This is a genomic window from Sinorhizobium garamanticum, from assembly GCF_029892065.1.
Lineage (GTDB): Bacteria > Pseudomonadota > Alphaproteobacteria > Rhizobiales > Rhizobiaceae > Sinorhizobium > Sinorhizobium garamanticum.
In genome coordinates this window covers 1,915,437-1,935,307 of record NZ_CP120373.1, presented here as the reverse complement: position 1 = coordinate 1,935,307, position 19,871 = coordinate 1,915,437, and the positions used below count along the sequence as shown (strand labels likewise).

Genomic DNA, 19,871 nt, shown 5'->3' with positions numbered 1-19,871 from the left:
CTCAGTCGCCTCCGCTCTCGTCTACGCGGCTGAGCTGCGCAATCGACTTGTCGCCATGCACCGTGATCCTCTCGGCCTGGCCGATGCGCGCCGTCAGCTTGTCGAGCGTCTTGCGCATCGCCTTCGCTTCCTCCTGCTGCGCTTCGATCCAGTCTCGAAGCATCTGTTGCTCGCCACGCATATTCTTGACGAGGCCCTGGATACCCTCGGCCAACGAGGCCATTGCGGCCGTCGTGCGTTGATTTGCGCCACCCTCCTGGTTGAGCCGCATCAGCTGATCGGTCAGCCGGCGCAGCTCTTCGATGGGCGGCTCCCCGGGAATGCTGATCGGCGAGGACATCCCCGACCCGACATCGGTCACCGAGGAAAGCCAGTTTTCGAGTTCCGTGTAGAAGCGGTTCTGTGCGCGGCCGGCCTGCAGGTCGAGGAAACCGACGATCAGTGATCCGGAAAGCCCGAAGAGCGAAGCGGAAAACGCCGTTCCCATGCCGGTGAGCGGCGCCGACAGGCCGCTCTTCAGCGAGCCTAGTAAATCTTCGGTGGTGCCGCTGCCGGCGTCCAGGGATTGGATGACGGTGTTGATCGACCCGATCGTGCCGAGCAGGCCCCAAAAGGTGCCGAGCAGGCCGAGGAAGACGAGAAGGCCGGCGAGATAGCGGGTTATGTCCCGCGATTCATCGAGGCGCGTGGCAATGGAATCAAGGATCGAGCGCAAGGCGATCGCGGAAATCGCAGTCGTCTGGCGACCGCCGATCAGCGACCGCATCGGCGCGAGCAGGACCGGATCACGCCCGACCTTGTCGGCGCTTCCGGCGGCGCGAAAGGAGTTGAACCAGCGGACCTCGGGCCTCAGGCCCAGGACGTGATTGAAGGCGAGCAGGATGCCGATCAGCAGGACACCGAGAATGAGCCCATTCAAGCCCGGATTGCCGACAAAGGCATCACGGGCCTGGCGGAAAAGAATGGCAGCGACGAAACCAACGATGATCAGGAAAAGGACCATCGTCCAGAAATAGGGCATGGGGCTCGAAAGCTTGTGCGGATTGTAGTTCTCCTCCACGCTCTCCCGACCGCTCCATCCGGACAGATTCAGTTTCGTCATAGGTTAGTCAGACTCCCGGGTTCACTCCAGCACCGCGCCCCCTCAGACACGCAAGTTTTTGCCGCAACGCTTTGAATTTCCGCGGCATTTCTCGAAAGCGAATGCGATTCGAGAATTTGCGTAGTCGGCGGCAGCACGGCACCGCTGGCCCGGAGACTAGTGGAACTTTGCGCCAAATTGAAGGGAAAACGAAGGCCCCCGGCACATAACGCACCGGAGGCTGCAAAGCTCTGGAGACGGCTGCTGCTTACTTCGCCGGAACCGGGCGATGGATCACCTCACGCAGCGCCTTGGCGATATATTCATTGCCGCAAACGACCGAGCCGTCCTCGAGCGGCTTGCTGCCGCCATCGACATCGGTTGCCCAGCCGCCGGCCTCGCGGATGAGCAGGATGCCGGCCGCAATATCCCACGCGGCAAGGTCCCGTTCCCAGTAGCCGTCATAGCGACCTGCGGCCACGTAGGCGAGATCGAGCGAGGCGGAACCGAAGCGCCGGATGCCAGCAACTTCGCCCATGACATGGCGAAGTTCGATCAGATATTTGCCGTGATTGCCGCGGCCGAGATGCGGTGTCCCGGTGGCGATGACGGCGTCCGACAGGTTCTTGCGGGCGCCGACGCGCAGCCGGCGGTCGTTGAGGAAAGCCCCACCGCCCTTCTCGGCCGTGTAGAGTTCATCCGTTGCCGGATTGAAGACGACGGCACCGACGATTTCGCCCTGACGCTCCAGCCCGATCGAAACGGCAAAATGCGGGATGCCGTGCAGGAAGTTGGTTGTGCCGTCAAGCGGGTCGACGATCCAGCGATGCGCGCCGTCGGTCCCCTTGATCTCTTCGCCCTCTTCGCCGAGGAAGCCATAGGTCGGCCTCGCCTTCAACAGCTCTTCGCGGATGATCCGTTCGGCCTTTCGGTCGGCCTGGGAGACATAGTCGCCCGGTCCTTTCAGCGAGACCTGGAGGTTCTGAACTTCGCCGAAATCGCGCGCCAGCGACTTGCCGGCCTTGAAGGCGGCCTGGACCATGACATTGAGAAGGGCAGAACGGGCCATGTGGCGATCCTTATGATAGCGAAGGCCGGCCGAGCCATCTCGAACCGGACATTGAACCTGTCTGACGTATCCCGCATGAGGCCGCGCCTGGCGCGAGCGAAGCTGCGAGTTTCGTCGTCAAAAAACCGAGTGAAATCACTCCGTCCGCAGGGCCGAAGTAAGAAATGAGGAAGCTGCGGACAAAACCGCGGCTTCAAGACCACAAAAGCCGCAGAAGTTCAAGCGAAATAGCATTGCCGCCGCCAAACGACGCCCGCGACCGGCGCCTTGGCGCAGCAACTCAAAGTGCCACAGCATCCTTTGCGCGTCTGACAAGACGCGCAGCGCTGTAGGTCAGGAGGAACGGAACTTGTTCGCAGCGGCGAGCGCCGATTTCTGCTGCGTTTCGTTGAGGCCGAGATAGAAATCCTCGAGTGCATCGTCCTTGAGTCCGGCGCGGCGCGACAGCACATACCACTTCGCCGCCTCGACCGGATCCGGGCGCGTGCCGATCGCATTGACATAGAGGTGTGACAGCCGGTTCTGCGCGACGACATTGCCGCTTTCCGCCGAGCGCTTCATCCAGGCGAAGCCTTCTTCGAGGTTGCGGTCACCGGCGATCCCTTCGACAAACCAGATGGCGATGTCGAGTTGCGCCGTATCGTAGCCGGCGCGGGCGGCGCGCAGCAGCCATTCGCGGGCACGCGCGCGCTTGTTCTCCTCTATGCCGTCAACATTGATATAGATCTGCGAAAGAGCATATTGCGCATCGGCGATGCCCTGCTCGGCGGATTTCTCGTAATAGGGCATTGCCGCCTTCAGGCCCTTCTCGCCCGGCATGTCGGCAACCAGCGTTTGCCCATAATTGAACTGGGCCGAAGCGTTGCCGAGATCGGCCGCCTTCTTCATCAGCTCTTCGGATTTCTTCCTGTCGCGCTTGACGTAGCGCCCCTCCATCAGGATCAGGGCATATTTGAACATGGCCGCCGGATCGCCGTTATTGGCGGCCTGGCCGTACCAGAAGGCGGCCTCCTTGGCGTTGCGCGCAACGCCAAGACCCTGCTCGAGGATCGAAGCAACCAGAGTCTGGGCCGCGGGATCGCCGAGTTGCGCCCGCGGCAGCGCCAGATCCATCGCCGTCAGATAGTAACCGCGCTGGAAAGCGCCAAAGGCATCGTCCACTTTTCCGGTGAACGGCTTTTCGGCCGGAAGCGCCGGCAATTGTGCGCCCATGCGATCAATGACATTGACGCCCTTGGACGGCGTGCTCCCGTCTCCGGCCTTTGTCTTTTTTGCCGGATTGGTATCGAGTTTCTGCTGCGGAGCCGCACCTTCCGGCAGGATAGCCCCGTTGAAGGGTGTGATCCGCCCGCGCTTCGGCACATTCCCCTCGTCCGCGGCCCCCTCGCCCGCGGGCGCGCCCGTCGCCGGCTGTTGCGCGCGAGCCGGCACCGCCGCGAGAGCGACGACTATAAAGAGGACTGCAGCCCGGCTGGGCTTCGACGACAAGCGGCTCAACATCGGACCGTCTTAATCTTCAAACCGTGGCGCTTTTTCGTCAAGCAGCGCGTTGACAGCGGCGACGACCGCCGGCGCCTGCTCCGGGTCGCCAAAGACGGCGAGACGAAGCGCCACGAACTCGGCCGCCGTTTCGGCAACCGCAAGCGCCGACTGCGGATCGGTGCCGCCCATGACGACACAGGGGATTTCGACCATCGACGCCCACCATTCGGCAAGTGCCAGATTTTTCGGATGCGGCTCCGGCTTGATGTCGCCATCGGTGCGACCGAAGAAGACGTAGTCCGGCCTGAGTTCGCCGATTTCCAGCGCATGATGGCGGTCGGAGGCATTGCCGCCGCCAACGATCAGCTTCGGCGTGTGCTTCTCGATCGCTTCGCCGAGCACATCGGGTCCTCCGGCGATATGCAGGCCATCCGCCTTGGCGCGTCCCGCAACGCGCGTGTCACCCTCGATCAGCGCCGCCGCCCCCGCCTTCTGGATCACCGGCACCAAGAGCTCGGCGTGCTGCTGGAACTCGCCGTCGCTGAGGCCGTATTGCGGCAGGATGACGGACGCCACGTCGCCTCCCCGCAAAGCACTGGCGAGCACCTTCGAACGCTGTGCGGGATCCGGCATATCCGGCACAACCAGCACAAGGCGGCAGCGGTTTTCTACATTGCTCATGGTATCCGTTCCTGGCGGCGCCCGCTTCATTGCATGATTCCTTAAATCGGAATCGATTTAAGGACAAAATCATGCAGCACTTCAAAGTGCCACAGCGACCTTAGCGCGTCCGATTGGACGCGCGGCGCTGTAGGAGCAAAAGCCGTCGCTCGATTTCGTTCGGGAAAACCGATAGACGGAGATGACAAAAGGATCAACCGCCACCTATGCTTCCCGGTCTCGACTTCTATCTCGTCGCCATCCCCGCAGTCCTGCTCGTCGGCCTCAGCAAGGGCGGCATGGGCGAGGCGCTTGCGTTGATGGGCGTTCCGATCCTGTCGATGGCGGTGTCGCCCGTTCAGGCGGCAGCACTGCTGCTGCCGATCCTGATCGCCATGGATGTCGTCTCCCTGTGGATCTGGCGCAAGCACGGCGACCGGAAGACGCTCACGATGCTCCTGCCCGGCGCGATTGCCGGCATCGCCATCGGCTGGGCAACCTCCGCCTATGTGCCGCGCGACGCCTTGAGGCTGATCATCGGCCTTATCACGGTCGTCTTCGTGCTGCGCTATGTCTATACCGTCTGGCGCAGCCGCAATGGCGCCCCGATCAGCCCCAAGAAGCAGCGCGCCGGTCCGGCCGCGCTCTGGGGCTCCTTTGCCGGTTACGGCAGTTTCGTCGCCCATGCCGGCGGCCCGCCTTTTCAGATCTATGCGTTGCCGCTGAAGCTCGATCCGCGTGAGTATACGGGCACCATCGTGCGCTTCTTCGCGGTCCTCAACGCCGTGAAACTCATTCCCTATTTCGCCCTCGGCCAGCTCGATATCAGCAACCTGAAGACATCCGCCACGCTTTTCCCGCTGGCGATGGTGGCAACCGCCTGCGGCGCCTGGATCGTCCGGCGGATGAGACCTCAGATCTTCTATCCCTTCATGTACACAATGGCCTTTATTGCCGGATCGAGACTCGTCTGGGATGGCTTAGCGAGCCTCATGGCTGGCAGGTGACGCGTCGCGAATTGCTGCAGGGCGGAACCGCTTATACCGCAGCGCACAATTTTCTTGCCGCTTACATAGAATTCGCTTAACGTTCGCTCATGACCATTGCGGACCCATTCGATGCCATCGCGGATCCGAACCGGCGCTACCTGCTGGAGGAACTCAGACGCGCACCGAAGACGGTGAACGAATTGGCCGAAGGCCTGCCGATCAGCCGTCCGGCCGTGTCGCAGCACCTGAAGGCGCTGCTAGACTGCAATCTCGTGTCGGTTTCATCGAGCGGAACCAGGCGGATCTATGCGATCCACAAGCCCGGCTTCGACAAGCTGAACCTGTGGCTCGACCAGTTTTGGTCCTGATGCATGTCGCCCAAAAATGCGCAGCAGTTTGGGATAATGACATGCATAAGGAAGAAGGTTTGAAACTGAATGCCCGACACAAATAGACCGGGCGTCAGGCCCGGTCCAGGTTCTGTATATTCCGTGATGGGATTGGTTTTGACCTTGTTGCGTTGTCACTGGGAAAGACGACAACGCCTCCCGAAATACCGTTCAGAATCAGTGGGTCGAGGAACGGAGTCTTTCGATTTCGTCCTTGATGCGCAGCTTCCTTCGCTTGAGTTCGCTAATCAACTCGTCCTCGCAGGACGGTGAGTTGAGAGCTGCGTGGAGCTCCTGTTCCAGGGCGCCATGTTTTTTCTCAAGCGTTGCAAGATGAGCCTCAATGGTCATTTGGCAGTCCCTTCCTTTTGCTTGCATCCGGCAGGTAAATGCCGGATGTTCCATGGTGGTAACCTTACCACTCTGCCACGCCATTTTTCATTTGTCGAAGGCGAAATGATGACGTCTGATAACTTCCCGTTCCCACCCAAGATGTGGTAGAGCGGCGCATGAAAATTCCGGATCGCAGGTCGATTGCGATCGGGCTTATGGGGATCGTTTTGCATGCCGGACCAGGACCAGGCCGAACTCAGACTGACCATCGCGCGCCTGAGGCAGGAACATGAAGACTACGACGTCGCCATCAACGCCATGATTGAGACCGGCTGCGACGCCTTGCGCATCCAGCGCATGAAGAAGAAGAAGCTGGCCATCAAGGACAAGATCACCAAGATCGAAGATCAGATCATCCCAGATATCATCGCCTGAAGACATCATCGCCTGAAACGGATCAAGACAGACGTGACAGACACGACCACCCCGCCCGTCGCCATCATCATGGGAAGCCAGTCGGACTGGGAGACGATGAAGAATGCGGCCGACACGCTCGAAGCGCTCGACATCGCCTACGAGGCCCGGATCGTTTCCGCTCATCGCACGCCGGACCGGCTGGTGAGCTTCGCCAAGGGCGCGCGTGACGAGGGCTTCAAGGTGATCATCGCCGGCGCCGGTGGCGCGGCGCATCTGCCGGGCATGTGTGCATCGATGACGCCGTTGCCGGTCTTCGGCGTTCCAGTGCAGTCGAAGGCGCTTTCCGGTCAGGACAGCCTGCTTTCAATCGTGCAGATGCCGGCCGGTATTCCCGTCGGCACGCTGGCGATCGGAAAGGCGGGAGCGATCAATGCGGCGCTGCTTGCCGCCGCCGTCCTCGCACTTAGCGACGACGATCTCGCCGACCGCCTCGACGACTGGCGCGAGCAGCAGACCGTCTCGGTCGCCGAGTACCCGGTGGACGAGGCATGAAGACCATCGGCATTATTGGCGGCGGTCAGCTCGGCCGCATGCTGGCGATGGCGGCTGCCCGCCTGAATTTCCGCACCGTCATACTCGAACCGCAGCCGGACTGTCCCGCCGCCCAGGTCGCGAACGCCCAGATCGTCGCGCCTTACGACGACGCGCACGGGCTTGATCAGCTCGCCGCGGTTTCGGATCTCATCACCTATGAGTTCGAAAACGTACCTGTTTCCGCGGCTATAAGGTTGGCGGCCTCGCGCCCGGTCTTCCCGCCGCCGAAGGCGTTGGAAGTGGCCCAGGACCGGGTCGTAGAAAAGCGTTTCATCAATGATTGCGGCATTGCCACGGCGCGCTTCCATGCCGTCGACAGCCAGGTCGACCTGGAACTGGCACTTTCCGACTTCGGCGGCGCAGGCGTGCTCAAGACCCGGCGGCTTGGCTATGACGGCAAGGGCCAGCGCATGTTCCGCTCAACCGCGGACGACCCTGCCGGAGCCTTTGTGGCGCTGGGGCAGGTGCCCCTCATCCTCGAAAGCTTCGTGCCCTTCGAGCGCGAGATCTCGATCATCGCTGCCCGCGGCCCCGACGGCAGCAGCGCCTGTTTCGACCCGGCAGAAAACGTGCATCGGAACGGCATCCTCCACACCTCCACCGTGCCGGCGTCGGTGGGCTCCGCGACGGCAGACGCCGCGCGGGCGGCGGCAACCGCCATACTCGACGCGCTCGGTTACGTCGGCGTGATCGGAGTCGAGTTCTTCGTGCTGGCCGACGGCAGCGTCGTCGCCAACGAGATCGCTCCGCGCGTCCACAATTCCGGCCATTGGACGGAAGCGGCCTGCGTCGTCTCACAGTTCGAGCAGCATATACGTGCCGTCGCCGGCCTGCCACTCGGCGACACCGCACGCCATTCGGACTGCGTGATGCAGAACCTTATTGGCGACGATATTGCCGAGGTTCCAGGCTTGCTTGCCGAACGCAACGTGCTCGTTCACCTCTACGGCAAAGCCGAGGCGCGCGTCGGCCGCAAGATGGGCCATTTCACCCGCCTGAGCTGAGCGAACGCCCACAGATTTGCGCTGTGCGGAAGTAAAATCCCCTGTCTTGCGGTTGACACAATAAGGGCGACACGATATGTGCCTGCCTACTTGGAGCGCGCTCAATGGCGCGCTTTTGATTGTTAGAGATTACCGGGCGAATTTTCGTTCCCCGAAACCTGCGGATCAGGAAAATGAAGATCAAGAATTCGCTCAAGTCGCTGAAGGCCCGTCACCGCGAAAACCGCCTGGTTCGTCGCAAGGGCCGCGTCTACATCATCAACAAGTCGAACCCTCGCTTCAAGGCACGTCAGGGCTGACGCCCCCCCGGGCAGCGATCTAAGTTGCCCTGCCTTATTGGCGGTTCGCCCCTGGTGATCCTCCATATTTGATTTGATCTTGTTCCATGGCGGGCTACGATGTCCGCCATGCGTATTTTTGTGATCTCGATTCTGGCATCTCTTGCCACGTTCGCCGTCTCCCCCGGCAATCCGCTCTGGGCAGCGGAGCCTACGCCGCAAACGGAAACGGCAAACCTCACCACACCGAAACAGCGTCTCGATTCCTTGTTCGCGGACCTGAAGAAGGAACGCGATGAAACCAGGGCGCGGCAGGTGGCCGACCGCATCCGCCTGGAATGGCAGGATTCCGGCAGCGCCACCGTGAACCTCCTGATGCAATGGGTCGACAAGGCGGTCGCCGACGACAAGAACCCAGTCGCGCTCGACATTCTCGATCAGGTGATCGCTCTCGCCCCGAATTACGTGGAAGGCTGGAACCGCCGCGCCACCTTGCACTATCAAATGGGCAACTACCGCAAGTCGATGTCCGACATAAATCGCGTGCTTGCGATCGAACCACGGCATTTCGGCGCCCTTGCGGGCATGGCGACTATGCTCAGCGCCGCCGGCAAGGACGAACTGGCGATGCGCGCCTGGCAACAGTTCCTCGACATCTACCCGTCCGATCGAAAGGCACAGGAGCAGCTTGGCGAACTGGCGGAGAAGCTCGCGGGCAGCCGGACCTGAGCCGGCGCCAAGCTAATCCGTCATGGAGCAGGCAGCTTGACCGAGGCGATCCGGATATAGCAAGCTTGCAGGGATTGCTTCCAAGGCACATGCGGTAGAACCTGCATCTTTCTCGAACGCAATTGAGGAAGACCGATCCGATCATGCTCGCGGCGTTGCTGCTTCTCGCCACTCTGACGATCACCAGCGTCGGCTATAGTGTCTGGCAGGCACGACGTATATCCGCCCTCTTCCCCAACCTGGGCGACCTTGTCGACGTCGGCGGCTTCCGCATGAACTGCGTCCACGTCGACGCTCCCGGCAGCCCCGATCTGCCGCCGATCGTCTTCATCCACGGTGCCGGCGGCAATCTGCTCGATCAGATGCATGCTTTCAGGCCGGTGCTCGAAGGGCGGGCAGAGCTGCTTTTCGTCGACCGGCCGGGACACGGTTATTCGGAGCGGGGCGGAACCGTCAATGGCTTGCCGGACGGTCAGGCGGAAGCGATCGCCAGACTGATGGAGAGACGCGGCATCGATCGCGCCATCGTCGTCGGCCATTCCTTCGGCGCTGCAATTGCTGCAAGTTTTGCGCTCCGTCACCCTGAACGAACCATGGGAGTCGTTCTTCTCGCACCGGCGACGCATCCCTGGCCTGGCGGAATCGACTGGTACTTCTCGTTGGCGACGCTGCCTTGTCTCGGCTGGCTCTTCGCCCATACGGTCGCCACCCCGCTCGGCCTGCGCCGCATCGACAGCGCTACGCGCTCGATCTTCTCGCCCAATGAGCGCCCGCTGGATTACATCGGCAAGACGGCTCCGCATCTGGTGCTGCGGCCGACGACCTTTCTCAACAATGCGATCGACGTTGCCAACTTGCACGCCTATGTGACGCGTGTCTCTCCGCGCTATGCCGAGATCGCTGCACCGACGGTCGTCATCACCGGCGACAGCGACGCCATCGTTCTGGCCGATGTCCATGCGCGCGGCCTTGCGCGCGACATTGCCGGATCGGAGCTATTATGGATCGCCAATCTCGGCCACAAGCCGGATTACGTGGTGACCGATGTCGTCGTTGCGGCGATCGAGAAACTGGCAGGCAAGCCGCGCGACCTCCAGGAGGCAGCGCGGCTGGCGGAAGCCCGCCTCGCGGTCAACGACGCTTCAATGCAGGAGAAGTCCTATACGCCGGTAAGTCCATCCGAGCCGATATAGGCGATGCGCAGCATGTTGGTGGCACCCGGCGTTCCGAGCGGGACACCGGCGGAGATGATGATGCGGTCGCCCGGCTTCCCGAAACCCTCCGTCGCGACGATGCGGCAGGCCCGGTTGACCATGTCGTCGAGATCTTTCGCATCCTCGGTGACGACACAGTGCAGACCCCAGACGACCGACAGGCGCCTTGCCGTCTCGACGATCGGCGACAGCGCGATGACCGGCACCTGCGGCCGCTCGCGCGCAGCGCGCAGGCCCGTTGCGCCTGACGACGTATAGGTGACGATCGCCGCGAGCCTCAGCGTTTCGGCGATCTGGTGAGCAGCGAGCGAAATCGCGTCGGCGCCGGTCGCCTCAGGCGGCGTGCGCTGCGCATAGATAATGCCCGGATAATGCGGATCGCGCTCGACGTTGCTCGCGATCGAGGCCATGGTCGATACCGCCTCGACCGGATACTCGCCGGAGGCGGACTCGGCCGAAAGCATCACGGCGTCGGCGCCCTCGAACACTGCCGTCGCCACGTCGGACACTTCCGCACGGGTCGGAACCGGCGAGGAAATCATCGACTCCAGCATCTGAGTGGCGACGACCACTGGCTTGCCGGCCCGCCGACAGGCGCGCGTCAGTTGCTTCTGCAGGCCGGGCACGGATTCAAGCGGCATCTCCACGCCGAGGTCTCCGCGCGCCACCATCAGCGCGTCCGAAAGCTCGATGATCTCGTCGATGCGTTCGATCGCCTGCGGCTTTTCGATCTTCGACATCAGGCCGACCCGGCCGCGGGCAATCTTGCGGACTTCGGCGAGATCTTCCGGCCTCTGGATGAAGGAGAGCGCCACCCAGTCGACCTGCCCTGTCGCCAGCACGGCGTCGAGATCGACGCGGTCCTTCTCCGTCAGCGCGCCGACGCCGAGCAGCGTGTCGGGCAAGCTCACGCCCTTGCGGTCCGATATCCTCGTACCGGAGACAACGGTCGTGACAATGCTCTTGCCGTCCGTTTTCTCGGCCCTGAGGTGCAGCTTGCCGTCGTCGATCAGCAGGCGATCGCCGGGTTTGACCGCCTCAAGAATTTCCGGATGCGGAAGATAGACGCGGGTGTTGTCGCCGGGGATCTCCTTGTTGTCGAGCGTGAAGGTCTGCCCGATCTTGAGCTCGACCTTGCCCTCGGCGAACTTACCGACGCGCAGCTTGGGACCCTGCAGGTCGGCGAGAATGCCGATCGGTCGGCCGCAACGGGATTCGACACTACGGATCTTCTCGATCAACGAGCGCATGACGTCGTGGCTCGCATGGCTCATGTTGATACGGAACAGATCGGCTCCCGCCTCATGCAGCCTCTGGATCATCTGCTCGTCGGCCGACGACGGTCCGAGCGTGGCGAGGATTTTGACTTTTCTGTTCCGCTTCATCAATTCTGGCTTTCCTGCGTGCCGGGCGTGTCGGAAAGCTGAACCATCCAGCTGCCCTGCCGCCCCGTGTCGTATTCCTTGAATCCCATGCGCTGGAAGCCGCGCGCGAAGCAATCCTGCACGCCGGTGATCTTGAACTCGTTTTCGGCGACGCACATGTTGACCTCGCCGGTCCAGCGGCCGCCACGAGCCGCATCTTCCGCGTAGAGATAATAGTATCTGGATTGAAGTTCGCCCTCGATCAGGGTTGCGCAGGTCGTTGCCGGCACCTGCCACCAGCCTTCCGTCACCCAGCCTTCCTTGGCGCGGTAGCCGATCGCCACGCCAACCAGGGTTTGCGTGCCGTTGCAGACACGAAAATCGGCACGAGCCTCGTCAGCGACCATGAACGACGTGGAGGTTGCCAACAAAAACAGGAGGGTGGCCCAGAACGTTCCCAGGCGCGTTTTCGCTTTGGAAAAAGGATATCTCGACACGGCTTCCAACGGAACTCCGTTTTGATTTGCGTGGCACTTTCTTGCGATGCCCAGCCCCGAAAGTCAACGCAACACTAATCGATTACAATTGGCATTCTGGTGACAAGAAGCACAAGTGTTTCGCCTTTTTCTTGCGAACGGCCGTTGCGCATGCGATCACGAGCCGGCGTTCGCGGATCAAGCAGGAGCGGCATGCAGCACTATTCCCCTTACGAGATCATTGAAGGCAATCCGGCGAATGGTCTCGTTCTTCTAGCCGACCACGCCATGAATCGTCTTCCGCCAGAATATGGCAAGCTTGGGCTGCCCGACAGCGCCTTCACCCGGCACATTGCTTATGACATCGGCGTCGAGCCGCTTACACGGGAACTGGCCGCAGCACTTGATGCGCCGGCCGTGCTCGGTTGCTTCTCGCGGCTGCTGATCGATCCGAACCGCGGCGAAGACGACCCGACGCTGATCATGAAGATCTCAGACGGTGCGATCATCCCGGGCAATCATCCGATCACCGACGAGGAATGGGAGAACAGGCTCAACCGCTTCCATCGCCCCTACCACCGCGCCGTTTCCGAAACCATCGCACGAGCCGCGGCGGCAGGCGGCAAGGCGCCGCTGGTCATCTCGCTTCATTCCTTCACGCCGGCTTGGAAGGGTGTCGCCCGGCCGTGGCACGCCGCAGTGCTCTGGGACAACGATCCGCGCGCTGTGTTTCCGTTGATCGAACGGCTCGAAGCAACAGACGATATCGTCGTCGGTAACAACGAGCCCTATGATGGCGCGCTGCGCGGCGATACCATGTATCGCCATTGCATGACCCCAGGCATTGCCCATGCGCTGATCGAGATCCGCCAGGACCTGATCGCCGAGCCGGCCGGCGTCGCCGCCTGGGCCCGGCGTCTTGCCCCCATCCTGGCGGAACTCAACGGTTTGCCGACGCTGCACGACTATCAGCGCCACCCCTCGCGCACGGGCGCTTGCGACGACTGACCCTGCATGCTTCCTTGAATCGCTCCGATTTAAGGGTAGAACATGCAGCAATTCAAAGTGCTGCAGCGTCCTGGAGCCTCTGATCAGGCTCGCGGCGCTGCAGAAGGAGACCATCATGACCGAACTCAGCCAGGATCAGCAGACCGCCTTCGAGGCGGCAGCCTTCCGGCGGCTCGTGGCGCATCTGCGCGAACGCAGCGACGTCCAGAATATCGATCTGATGAACCTTGCCGGCTTCTGCCGCAACTGCCTCTCCAACTGGTATCGCGAGGCGGCCGAGGCCTCCGGCATAGAGATGAGCAAGGAAGAATCGCGCGAGATCATCTACGGCATGCCGTATGAGGAATGGCGCGCGCGGCATCAGACGGACGCATCCGCCGAGCAGAACGCCGCCTTCGAGCGCAACCGCCCGAAAGAATAGCATTCCCAGCGATGCCAATTGCGCAGGAGACGCGACGGCGGCGGAAAGCCGCGCCGCTTTTTCCGGGATCGTGTCCGGGGAAATAGCGCCGCTGTTGCGCAATCACCCTTGACCTCGGCGGCGGTTCGCGGCAGGTCACAGCACCCAGAAAATTCATTCCCCATAAAGGAGAAGACCATGGCGGATGCTCACGGCGTCGCACGCGATCAGCTTCGTGCTTTCATCGAACGGATCGAACGGCTGGAAGAGGAAAAGAAGACAATCGCGGACGACATCAAGGATGTCTACGGCGAGGCCAAGGCAATGGGCTTCGACGCCAAGATCCTGCGCAAGGTTATTTCCATTCGCAAGCAGGACCATGACGAGCGCATGGAACAGGAAGCAATCCTCGACACCTACCTGCAAGCGCTGGGCATGGTTCCGGCAGCCGAAGACGCGGCATAAGCTCTTCTACTGGGTGCTTTCCTTAAATCGTAGCCGATTTGAGGATAAAAACATGCAGCAATTCAAAGTGCTACAGCGTCCTTTGCGCGTCTGAATAGACGCGCGGCGCTGTGGCGGATCTCAAGCAAAAAACCCGCCGGTGTGAACTGACCCCCCCGAAAGTTGGACATCCACTTTCGGTGGTCAGTTCACGAGGCGGGCTTTTCTGTTTTCTCGAGAACGGCGGCGATCAGTTGGTGCTGAACTTCTTCACTTCCATGAAGTTCACCGCGGTGCCGCTGAAGCGTGCCGTGTCGACTACGCGCACGCCGCTCGTGAAGCCGGCGGCATAGACCGCCGTCGGCGCTGCGCGAAGCGTCTTGCTGACGAAGCGCGGTGCCTTGACCGGTTTCGACAGAGTGGCGACGCGACTGGTCGAAAGGGCCCATTCCGAAATGATCTTCTGCGTCAGCTTCGGCTCAGTGCGGACAGACGAACGGCTGGCCGCCTCGGCATCCTGCTTCTTCGGCCGGCTGCCCTTTGCTGAAACTTCGGCTTCAGTATCGAAGGCGCTATCGAAGATCGATTCCTTCGAACTTGCATCCGACCGGGGCGCATAGGCAGCCATTTCGATCGGCTGCGCGGCTGGTTCGGGTTCTGTTGTCGGCGCCGCAAGTGCCACACGCGTCGCCGCCTGCGCGGCGGTGTCACGCGGCGCCTCGGCGGAGGCTACAACCGGGCGATCCGCTAAAGCCGGAACCGCAACCTCGGCTACCGCAACCTCGGCTTCGGCAACGGCCGCGAGCGCGGCTTCTCCGGCCGGGCGCATTCCCGGGACCGGCACGAAACCGAGCGCCTGAGCATCCCCGGCCGCGGGGTCGGCGGACGCCACAAGCGTTCCGGTGGCAATCAGCTCGTTCACATCGCGACGGTCAAGCATCTGCGGAACGGGCACCTTCAGCGTGCTGAGATCCGCATATTCCGACGGGACGGCCGGCGTCTGCTGCATAGCCGCGGCCAGCGCCTCCTGGGCGTTGTTTTGCGCGGGCGCGACGAGCGCTACCGCGACACCGCCATTGGCCGGAGCATCCTTGAAGGCCGGGCGAACGGCCGGAACCGGTGCATTGATGTTCTGCTGTTCTTCCGAGGTCTGGCCGGCAACCGAACCGGCGACACCCGGAAGCGCTTCCTGCGCAGCCGGCGCAGATGCAGTCTGAGCCTTGGCCGGAGCCTCGCTCTCGCCGTCGTCCGCAGCGCCGGCGGCGATTGCAGCTGGTTCTTCATCCTCGTCGCCGCCACCGCCGAAGAGCATGGCGAAGAGATTGCCGCTGCGCTTGCCGCTGGCGTCACCCGGTCCCTTGGCGCCGCCGCCGGCAACCTCGATGGCCGACGCGCCGACGCGCCGCTTGTAATCGGCAACAGCCTGCTGGTAGCCCGGCAACGGCTTGCCGTCAGACGGCACGTGCATGGTCTTGCCATCGGGGAAGAGACGCGCGAGCTCGTTACGCGTCATGCGCGGCCAAGCGCGCACGCCGCCGACGTCCATGTGGACGAAAGGCGAGCCGGAGGTCGGATAATAGCCGACGCCGCCCACCTGGAACTTCATGCCGATTTCGCGCAGCGACTTGAGCCGCACGTCAGGGATATAGAAATCCATCGCCTTGCCGAGCATATGCTGGCTCTTCTTGGCGACACCCTTCGAGCGGGACCGCAGCATGCCGTTTGTGGCCGGAGAGCGATAGGCGGAAACGACGTGAATATAGTCGCGCGAACCGCTCTTCTGGTAGACTTCCCAGACGAGGTCGAGAAGCCGCGGGTCCATCCTGGTCGGCTCGTTGCGCCGCCAGTCGCGTAGAAAACGGTTGATCTGCTGCAAACCCTTGGAATCGTAGCGGCCATTGCGCTTGAAGGTGATCTGCGCCTTTTCCTTGGTATGGATGAAATAAAGCTTCAATGTCCGGGTCTGGCCGGCGGCTTCTACCGGAGGTGCCATGCCGGGCGTGACGAGGGACGCCGCCAAAGCGATGGAAGCGAGAACCTGCGGCGCCTTACGGGCAATCGCCGAACAGACTCTGCGCGCTAAGAAGCCGACTGGCTTCTTCAAACCGAACAAATTTGGCATTCAATCCCCGTCCGACGGACAACCGTGCTCTGCTGTCTCAGATGACTGTCAAATAAGGTGACAGCATGGCAAATATGCCACAGTAGTCACCGCCCCTTATAATATAGTGAACAGTTCACTAACAAGGTCTAAACGGCGGTGACCTAATTGCACGGCTAATCAGTTGTGAATGCGTCGAATTTATGCGGCCTCACGCAACGGATCATCTGGATCTATGCCGTAATCCTTGAGCTTTCGGTAGAGCGTCGAGCGGCCGATACCGAGTTTTCGCGCCACTTGACTCATCTGCCCGCGATAGAACTTCAAAGCAAAGCGAATCAGTTCTTCCTCGACCTCGGCCAGTTTGCGCACATCGCCACCCTCATCGACGCTGGCGATGGCGTTCTCGAGGCGACTGTCTGCTCCATGCTCGCTGGACGTCGGTTGTTCCGCGACTTTGGAATCGCCACGCGTGCCGGAAGCATATTCGGCGACCGCAGACGCACGCTCCGGTCCAGCCTCGCCCCAGGAGAAGCCGGAGCGATCGGCGACGACGTAGCCAGGGATCTGGGTCGCGATCTGCGGAAAATCCTTGACCGTGAGTTCGTTACCCTCCGCAAGCACCACTGCGCGGAAAATCGCGTTCTCGAGTTGGCGGATATTGCCCGGCCAATCGTAGGCCGTCAGCAGCGCCATGACACCGCTCGACACCGTCAGCGGCTGACTGAGCCTCTGCTCGGCGGCAAAGCGCTCGACGAAGGCGCGCACCAGCACGGGAATATCTTCCTTGCGCCGGCGCAGCGCCGGAATGGTGATCGGGAAGACATTGAGGCGATAGTAGAGATCCTCCCGGAACCGGCCTTCGCGCACCTCGTTGATGAGGTCCTTGTTGGTGGCCGAGATCAGCCGCACGTTGACCTTCTGCGGATGACGCGCGCCAACAGTCTCTATCTCGCCCTGCTGGACGGCGCGTAAGAGCTTGACCTGAACATCGAGCGGCAGATCGCCGATCTCATCGAGGAAGAGCGTTCCGCCGTCCGCATCGACGAACTTGCCCGTGTGCTTTTCGGTTGCGCCGGTGAAGGCGCCCTTCTCGTGACCGAACAGGATGCTTTCGACCAGATTGTGCGGGATCGCGCCGCAGTTGACGGTGACGAACGGCTTGCCGGCCCGGTCGCTTGCCGATTGGATCGCGCGCGCCACCATCTCCTTGCCGACGCCGGATTCGCCTTCAAGCACGATCGGGATATTCGACTGCGCGGCGCGACGGGCAAGATCGATCACCCGGATCATCGCCGGGCTCGCCGAGACGATGTCGTCGAAACCAATCGCGCCCCCGCGCGACCGGCGCGACGTTTTCACCTTGCCGTCGCGGTGCGCCATTTTGAGCGCATTGCCGATCGCGACCGCGAGCCGCTCCGGCGATACGGGCTTGACGAGGAAATCGAAGGCCCCGGCCTGCATCGCCTGGACAACCGTTTCGATGCCGCCTTGCCCGGTCTGGACGATTACGGGCGTATCGACGCCACGTTCGGCAAGCGCTTCGAGAAAACCATGGCCGTTCATCTCGGGCATCAGGAGGTCGAGCAGGATGACATCGATGATACCGCCCTTGCGCACCAAAACTTCGAGCCCGCTGCGCCCGTTTTCGGCGAGATGCGCGACGTGGCCCAGCCGTTCGATCATGTTCGTCAGCAACCGGCGCTGGACCGGATCATCATCGATGACAAGAATATGTGATGTCACGAAAGCCTCCTGCTTAGGACACGCGGTACTCTTTGGCCAACCTCATGTGCCAAATCATGCCAGCTATTCGTGCCATAAAGGGCTGAAGATCATGTTTTGAGAAAAGCTTGCATTTTATCCATTGGCGGCGATAGCAATGGGGCCCCTATGCCCTGCTGCTTCCGCCACGAACACGGGAAATCCAATGATGCCTCTATCCACTCGAAACCCTGCCGCTTCTGCCATTCAATTCGCTCTTCGTGCGACGGCCGGACAGGCGCATGCTGCTGCCGCCGACCTCGGCGATCTGCCGTCCTGGCGGCTTGAAGATCTTTACGCGTCCGCCACGTCGGAAGCATTCCGCGCCGACATGGCGAAGGCGGATGCCGCCGCGATCGCCTTTGAGAAGAAATGGAAAGGCAAGCTTGCGGATGCCGCCGGCAAGACCGGCGACGAGGGAATCGGCGCAGCGGTGAAGGAGTTCGAGGCGCTCGAGGATCTGATGGGCCGCATCGCCTCGTTTGCGGGGCTCACCTATTTCTCCGACACGTCCAAGCCGGCGAACGGCAAACTCTATGGCGACGTCCAGTCGAAGCTCACCGACATGTCGGCGCATCTCCTGTTCTTCTCGCTGGAACTCAACCGTATCGAGGACAGCATCATCGATGCGGCTCTGACAAAGGACAGCCTTGCGGCACACTACAAGCCGTGGATCCTCGACCTGCGCAAGGACAAGCCCTATCAACTCGACGACAAGCTGGAGCAGCTCTTCCTCGAAAAGTCGATGACCGGCGCGTCAGCCTTCAACCGACTGTTCGACGAGACCGTTGCCGCGCTCACCTTCAACGTCGACGGCGAGGCGTTGCCGCTCGAGGTTGCGTTGAACCTTCTGCAGGATCCCTCGCCGGAGACCCGCAAGAAGGCGGCCATGGCACTCGCCGAAACCTTCAAGGCGAACATCCGCACCTTCACGCTGATTACCAACACGCTTGCCAAGGACAAGGAAATCTCCGACCGCTGGCGGGGCTTCGCGGATATCGCCGACAGCCGCCATCTCGCCAATCGCGTCGAACGGGAGGTCGTGGACGCGCTGGCCGCCGCGGTCAAGGCCGCCTATCCGCGCCTCTCGCACCGCTACTACACCATGAAGGCGAAATGGCTCGGCATGGAGCAGATGGATTTCTGGGACCGCAACGCCCCGCTCCCCGAAACGCCAAACGCCATCATTCCCTGGAACGAGGCGAAGGACACGGTGCTCTCTGCCTATCACGCCTTCGCTCCGGAAATGGCAACGATCGCCCGCCGTTTCTTCGATGACCTCTGGATCGACGCACCCGTCCGCCCCGGCAAGGCGCCCGGCGCCTTCGCCCATCCGACGGTTCCCTCCGTCCATCCCTACGTGCTCGTCAATTATATGGGCAAGCCGCGGGACGTGATGACACTCGCCCACGAACTCGGCCACGGCGTGCATCAAGTGCTCGCCGGCGCTCAGGGTGCGCTCATGGCTTCGACGCCGCTGACGCTTGCCGAAACCGCCTCCGTCTTCGGCGAGATGTTGACCTTCCGTGCACTCCTCGACCAGACCAAGGACAAGCGCGAGCGCAAGGCGATGCTCGCGCAGAAGGTGGAGGACATGATCAACACGGTCGTGCGCCAGATCGCCTTCTATGAATTCGAGCGCAAGGTCCACACCGCTCGCAAGGACGGCGAACTGACCGCCGACGACCTCGGCGAAATGTGGCTTTCGATTCAAACGGAAAGCCTCGGTCCCGCGATCCGGATCTCCGACGGCTACGAGACCTATTGGGCCTATATCCCCCATTTCATCCACTCGCCCTTCTACGTCTATGCCTACGCCTTCGGCGATTGCCTGGTGAACTCGCTCTACGCCGTCTATCAAAAGGCCGAGAAGGGCTTTCAGGAGAAGTATTTCGAGCTCCTGAAGGCCGGAGGAACCAAGCATCATTCCGAACTGCTGGCGCCCTTCGGGCTCGACGCGACCGATCCGTCGTTCTGGGCGCAGGGACTGTCGATGATTGAGGGGCTGATCGACGAGTTGGAGGCGCTTGATAAGGCCTGAGCCACTACCGCGCCGTGCGTCTTTGTGAGACGCA

The 19,871-nt window shown here is 61.8% G+C and carries 20 protein-coding genes and 1 pseudogene; 12 read left to right on the top strand and 9 right to left on the bottom strand.

All coding sequences use genetic code 11. From position 1 onward, the window contains the following. Position 1 precedes the first annotated feature (1 nt). The 4 genes from PZN02_RS08915 to PZN02_RS08900 form a co-directional block, all read right to left on the bottom strand. On the bottom strand, positions 2–1,102 hold the full coding sequence (locus PZN02_RS08915) for a MotA/TolQ/ExbB proton channel family protein (protein ID WP_280661205.1): 1,101 nt from the start codon (positions 1,100–1,102) through the stop codon (positions 2–4). 247 nt (positions 1,103–1,349) lie between these two features. Next, positions 1,350–2,150: an inositol monophosphatase family protein gene (locus PZN02_RS08910; RefSeq protein WP_280661204.1), complete on the bottom strand. Its 801-nt coding sequence runs from the start codon at positions 2,148–2,150 to the stop codon at positions 1,350–1,352. Positions 2,151–2,483: 333 nt separating this feature from the next. Continuing rightward, entirely contained in the window at positions 2,484–3,650 is a 1,167-nt protein-coding gene (locus PZN02_RS08905; RefSeq protein ID WP_280661203.1) for a tetratricopeptide repeat protein, read from the bottom strand. 9 nt (positions 3,651–3,659) lie between these two features. Next, positions 3,660–4,313 (bottom strand): thiamine phosphate synthase, encoded by a 654-nt coding sequence (locus tag PZN02_RS08900; protein WP_280661202.1) that lies wholly within the window; start codon positions 4,311–4,313, stop codon positions 3,660–3,662. 206 nt (positions 4,314–4,519) lie between these two features. On the opposite strand from PZN02_RS08900, the gene PZN02_RS08895 reads away from it, so the two are divergent. Beyond that, on the top strand, positions 4,520–5,299 hold the full coding sequence (locus tag PZN02_RS08895) for a sulfite exporter TauE/SafE family protein (RefSeq protein WP_280661201.1): 780 nt from the start codon (positions 4,520–4,522) through the stop codon (positions 5,297–5,299). Between the two features lie 89 nt (positions 5,300–5,388). Continuing rightward, complete coding sequence (locus tag PZN02_RS08890; RefSeq protein ID WP_153436425.1) at positions 5,389–5,649, top strand: ArsR/SmtB family transcription factor; 261 nt, start codon at positions 5,389–5,391, stop codon at positions 5,647–5,649. A 198-nt stretch (positions 5,650–5,847) separates the two neighbouring features. Here PZN02_RS08890 and PZN02_RS08885 read toward each other — a convergent pair whose 3' ends face one another. Then, positions 5,848–6,021, bottom strand: a complete 174-nt coding sequence (locus tag PZN02_RS08885) for a YdcH family protein (RefSeq protein WP_136508173.1) — start codon at positions 6,019–6,021, stop codon at positions 5,848–5,850. Positions 6,022–6,234: 213 nt separating this feature from the next. Here PZN02_RS08885 and PZN02_RS08880 point away from each other — a divergent pair, with 213 nt between their 5' ends. From PZN02_RS08880 to PZN02_RS08855, 6 genes are all read left to right on the top strand, one after another. Beyond that, entirely contained in the window at positions 6,235–6,438 is a 204-nt protein-coding gene (locus PZN02_RS08880) for a YdcH family protein (protein WP_034855051.1), read from the top strand. A gap of 69 nt (positions 6,439–6,507) precedes the next feature. Further along, on the top strand, positions 6,508–6,972 hold the full coding sequence (gene purE / locus PZN02_RS08875; protein ID WP_168799271.1) for a 5-(carboxyamino)imidazole ribonucleotide mutase: 465 nt from the start codon (positions 6,508–6,510) through the stop codon (positions 6,970–6,972). Beyond that, on the top strand, positions 6,969–8,018 hold the full coding sequence (locus PZN02_RS08870) for a 5-(carboxyamino)imidazole ribonucleotide synthase (RefSeq protein ID WP_280661200.1): 1,050 nt from the start codon (positions 6,969–6,971) through the stop codon (positions 8,016–8,018). The genes purE and PZN02_RS08870 overlap by 4 nt, the downstream gene beginning before the upstream one ends. A 173-nt stretch (positions 8,019–8,191) precedes the next feature. After that, positions 8,192–8,317, top strand: a complete 126-nt coding sequence (gene ykgO, locus PZN02_RS08865; protein ID WP_280661199.1) for a type B 50S ribosomal protein L36 — start codon at positions 8,192–8,194, stop codon at positions 8,315–8,317. 99 nt (positions 8,318–8,416) lie between these two features. After that, complete coding sequence (locus tag PZN02_RS08860; RefSeq protein ID WP_280661198.1) at positions 8,417–9,025, top strand: tetratricopeptide repeat protein; 609 nt, start codon at positions 8,417–8,419, stop codon at positions 9,023–9,025. A 143-nt stretch (positions 9,026–9,168) separates the two neighbouring features. Beyond that, positions 9,169–10,218, top strand: a complete 1,050-nt coding sequence (locus PZN02_RS08855) for an alpha/beta fold hydrolase (RefSeq protein ID WP_280661436.1) — start codon at positions 9,169–9,171, stop codon at positions 10,216–10,218. Here the strand turns inward: PZN02_RS08855 and pyk are convergent. Beyond that, positions 10,185–11,624, bottom strand: coding sequence for a pyruvate kinase (gene pyk / locus PZN02_RS08850; RefSeq protein WP_280661197.1), 1,440 nt, complete (start codon positions 11,622–11,624; stop codon positions 10,185–10,187). The genes PZN02_RS08855 and pyk overlap by 34 nt on opposite strands. Continuing rightward, positions 11,624–12,013: pseudogene (locus PZN02_RS08845) on the bottom strand (DUF1036 domain-containing protein); the annotation flags it as partial. The gene pyk and the pseudogene PZN02_RS08845, both read right to left, overlap by 1 nt. 279 nt (positions 12,014–12,292) lie before the next feature. Here PZN02_RS08845 and PZN02_RS08840 point away from each other — a divergent pair. The 3 genes from PZN02_RS08840 to PZN02_RS08830 all read left to right on the top strand — a co-directional run bounded on the left by PZN02_RS08840 (position 12,293) and on the right by PZN02_RS08830 (position 13,952). Continuing rightward, the gene (locus PZN02_RS08840; RefSeq protein ID WP_280661196.1) at positions 12,293–13,087 is read left to right on the top strand and encodes an N-formylglutamate amidohydrolase; all 795 of its coding nucleotides are present in this window, start codon (positions 12,293–12,295) and stop codon (positions 13,085–13,087) included. A gap of 115 nt (positions 13,088–13,202) precedes the next feature. Continuing rightward, entirely contained in the window at positions 13,203–13,508 is a 306-nt protein-coding gene (locus PZN02_RS08835) for a DUF1244 domain-containing protein (protein WP_280661195.1), read from the top strand. Between the two features lie 177 nt (positions 13,509–13,685). Next, the gene (locus PZN02_RS08830; RefSeq protein ID WP_280661194.1) at positions 13,686–13,952 is read left to right on the top strand and encodes a DUF2312 domain-containing protein; all 267 of its coding nucleotides are present in this window, start codon (positions 13,686–13,688) and stop codon (positions 13,950–13,952) included. A 229-nt stretch (positions 13,953–14,181) separates the two neighbouring features. Here PZN02_RS08830 and PZN02_RS08825 read toward each other — a convergent pair whose 3' ends face one another. Continuing rightward, positions 14,182–16,053, bottom strand: coding sequence for a peptidoglycan L,D-endopeptidase MepK (locus PZN02_RS08825; protein ID WP_280661193.1), 1,872 nt, complete (start codon positions 16,051–16,053; stop codon positions 14,182–14,184). Between the two features lie 180 nt (positions 16,054–16,233). Continuing rightward, positions 16,234–17,778, bottom strand: coding sequence for a sigma-54-dependent transcriptional regulator (locus tag PZN02_RS08820; RefSeq protein WP_280661192.1), 1,545 nt, complete (start codon positions 17,776–17,778; stop codon positions 16,234–16,236). 187 nt (positions 17,779–17,965) lie between these two features. Between PZN02_RS08820 and PZN02_RS08815 the strand changes: the two genes are divergently transcribed. Next, on the top strand, positions 17,966–19,837 hold the full coding sequence (locus PZN02_RS08815; protein ID WP_280661434.1) for a M3 family oligoendopeptidase: 1,872 nt from the start codon (positions 17,966–17,968) through the stop codon (positions 19,835–19,837). The last annotated feature ends 34 nt before the right edge of the window (positions 19,838–19,871 follow it).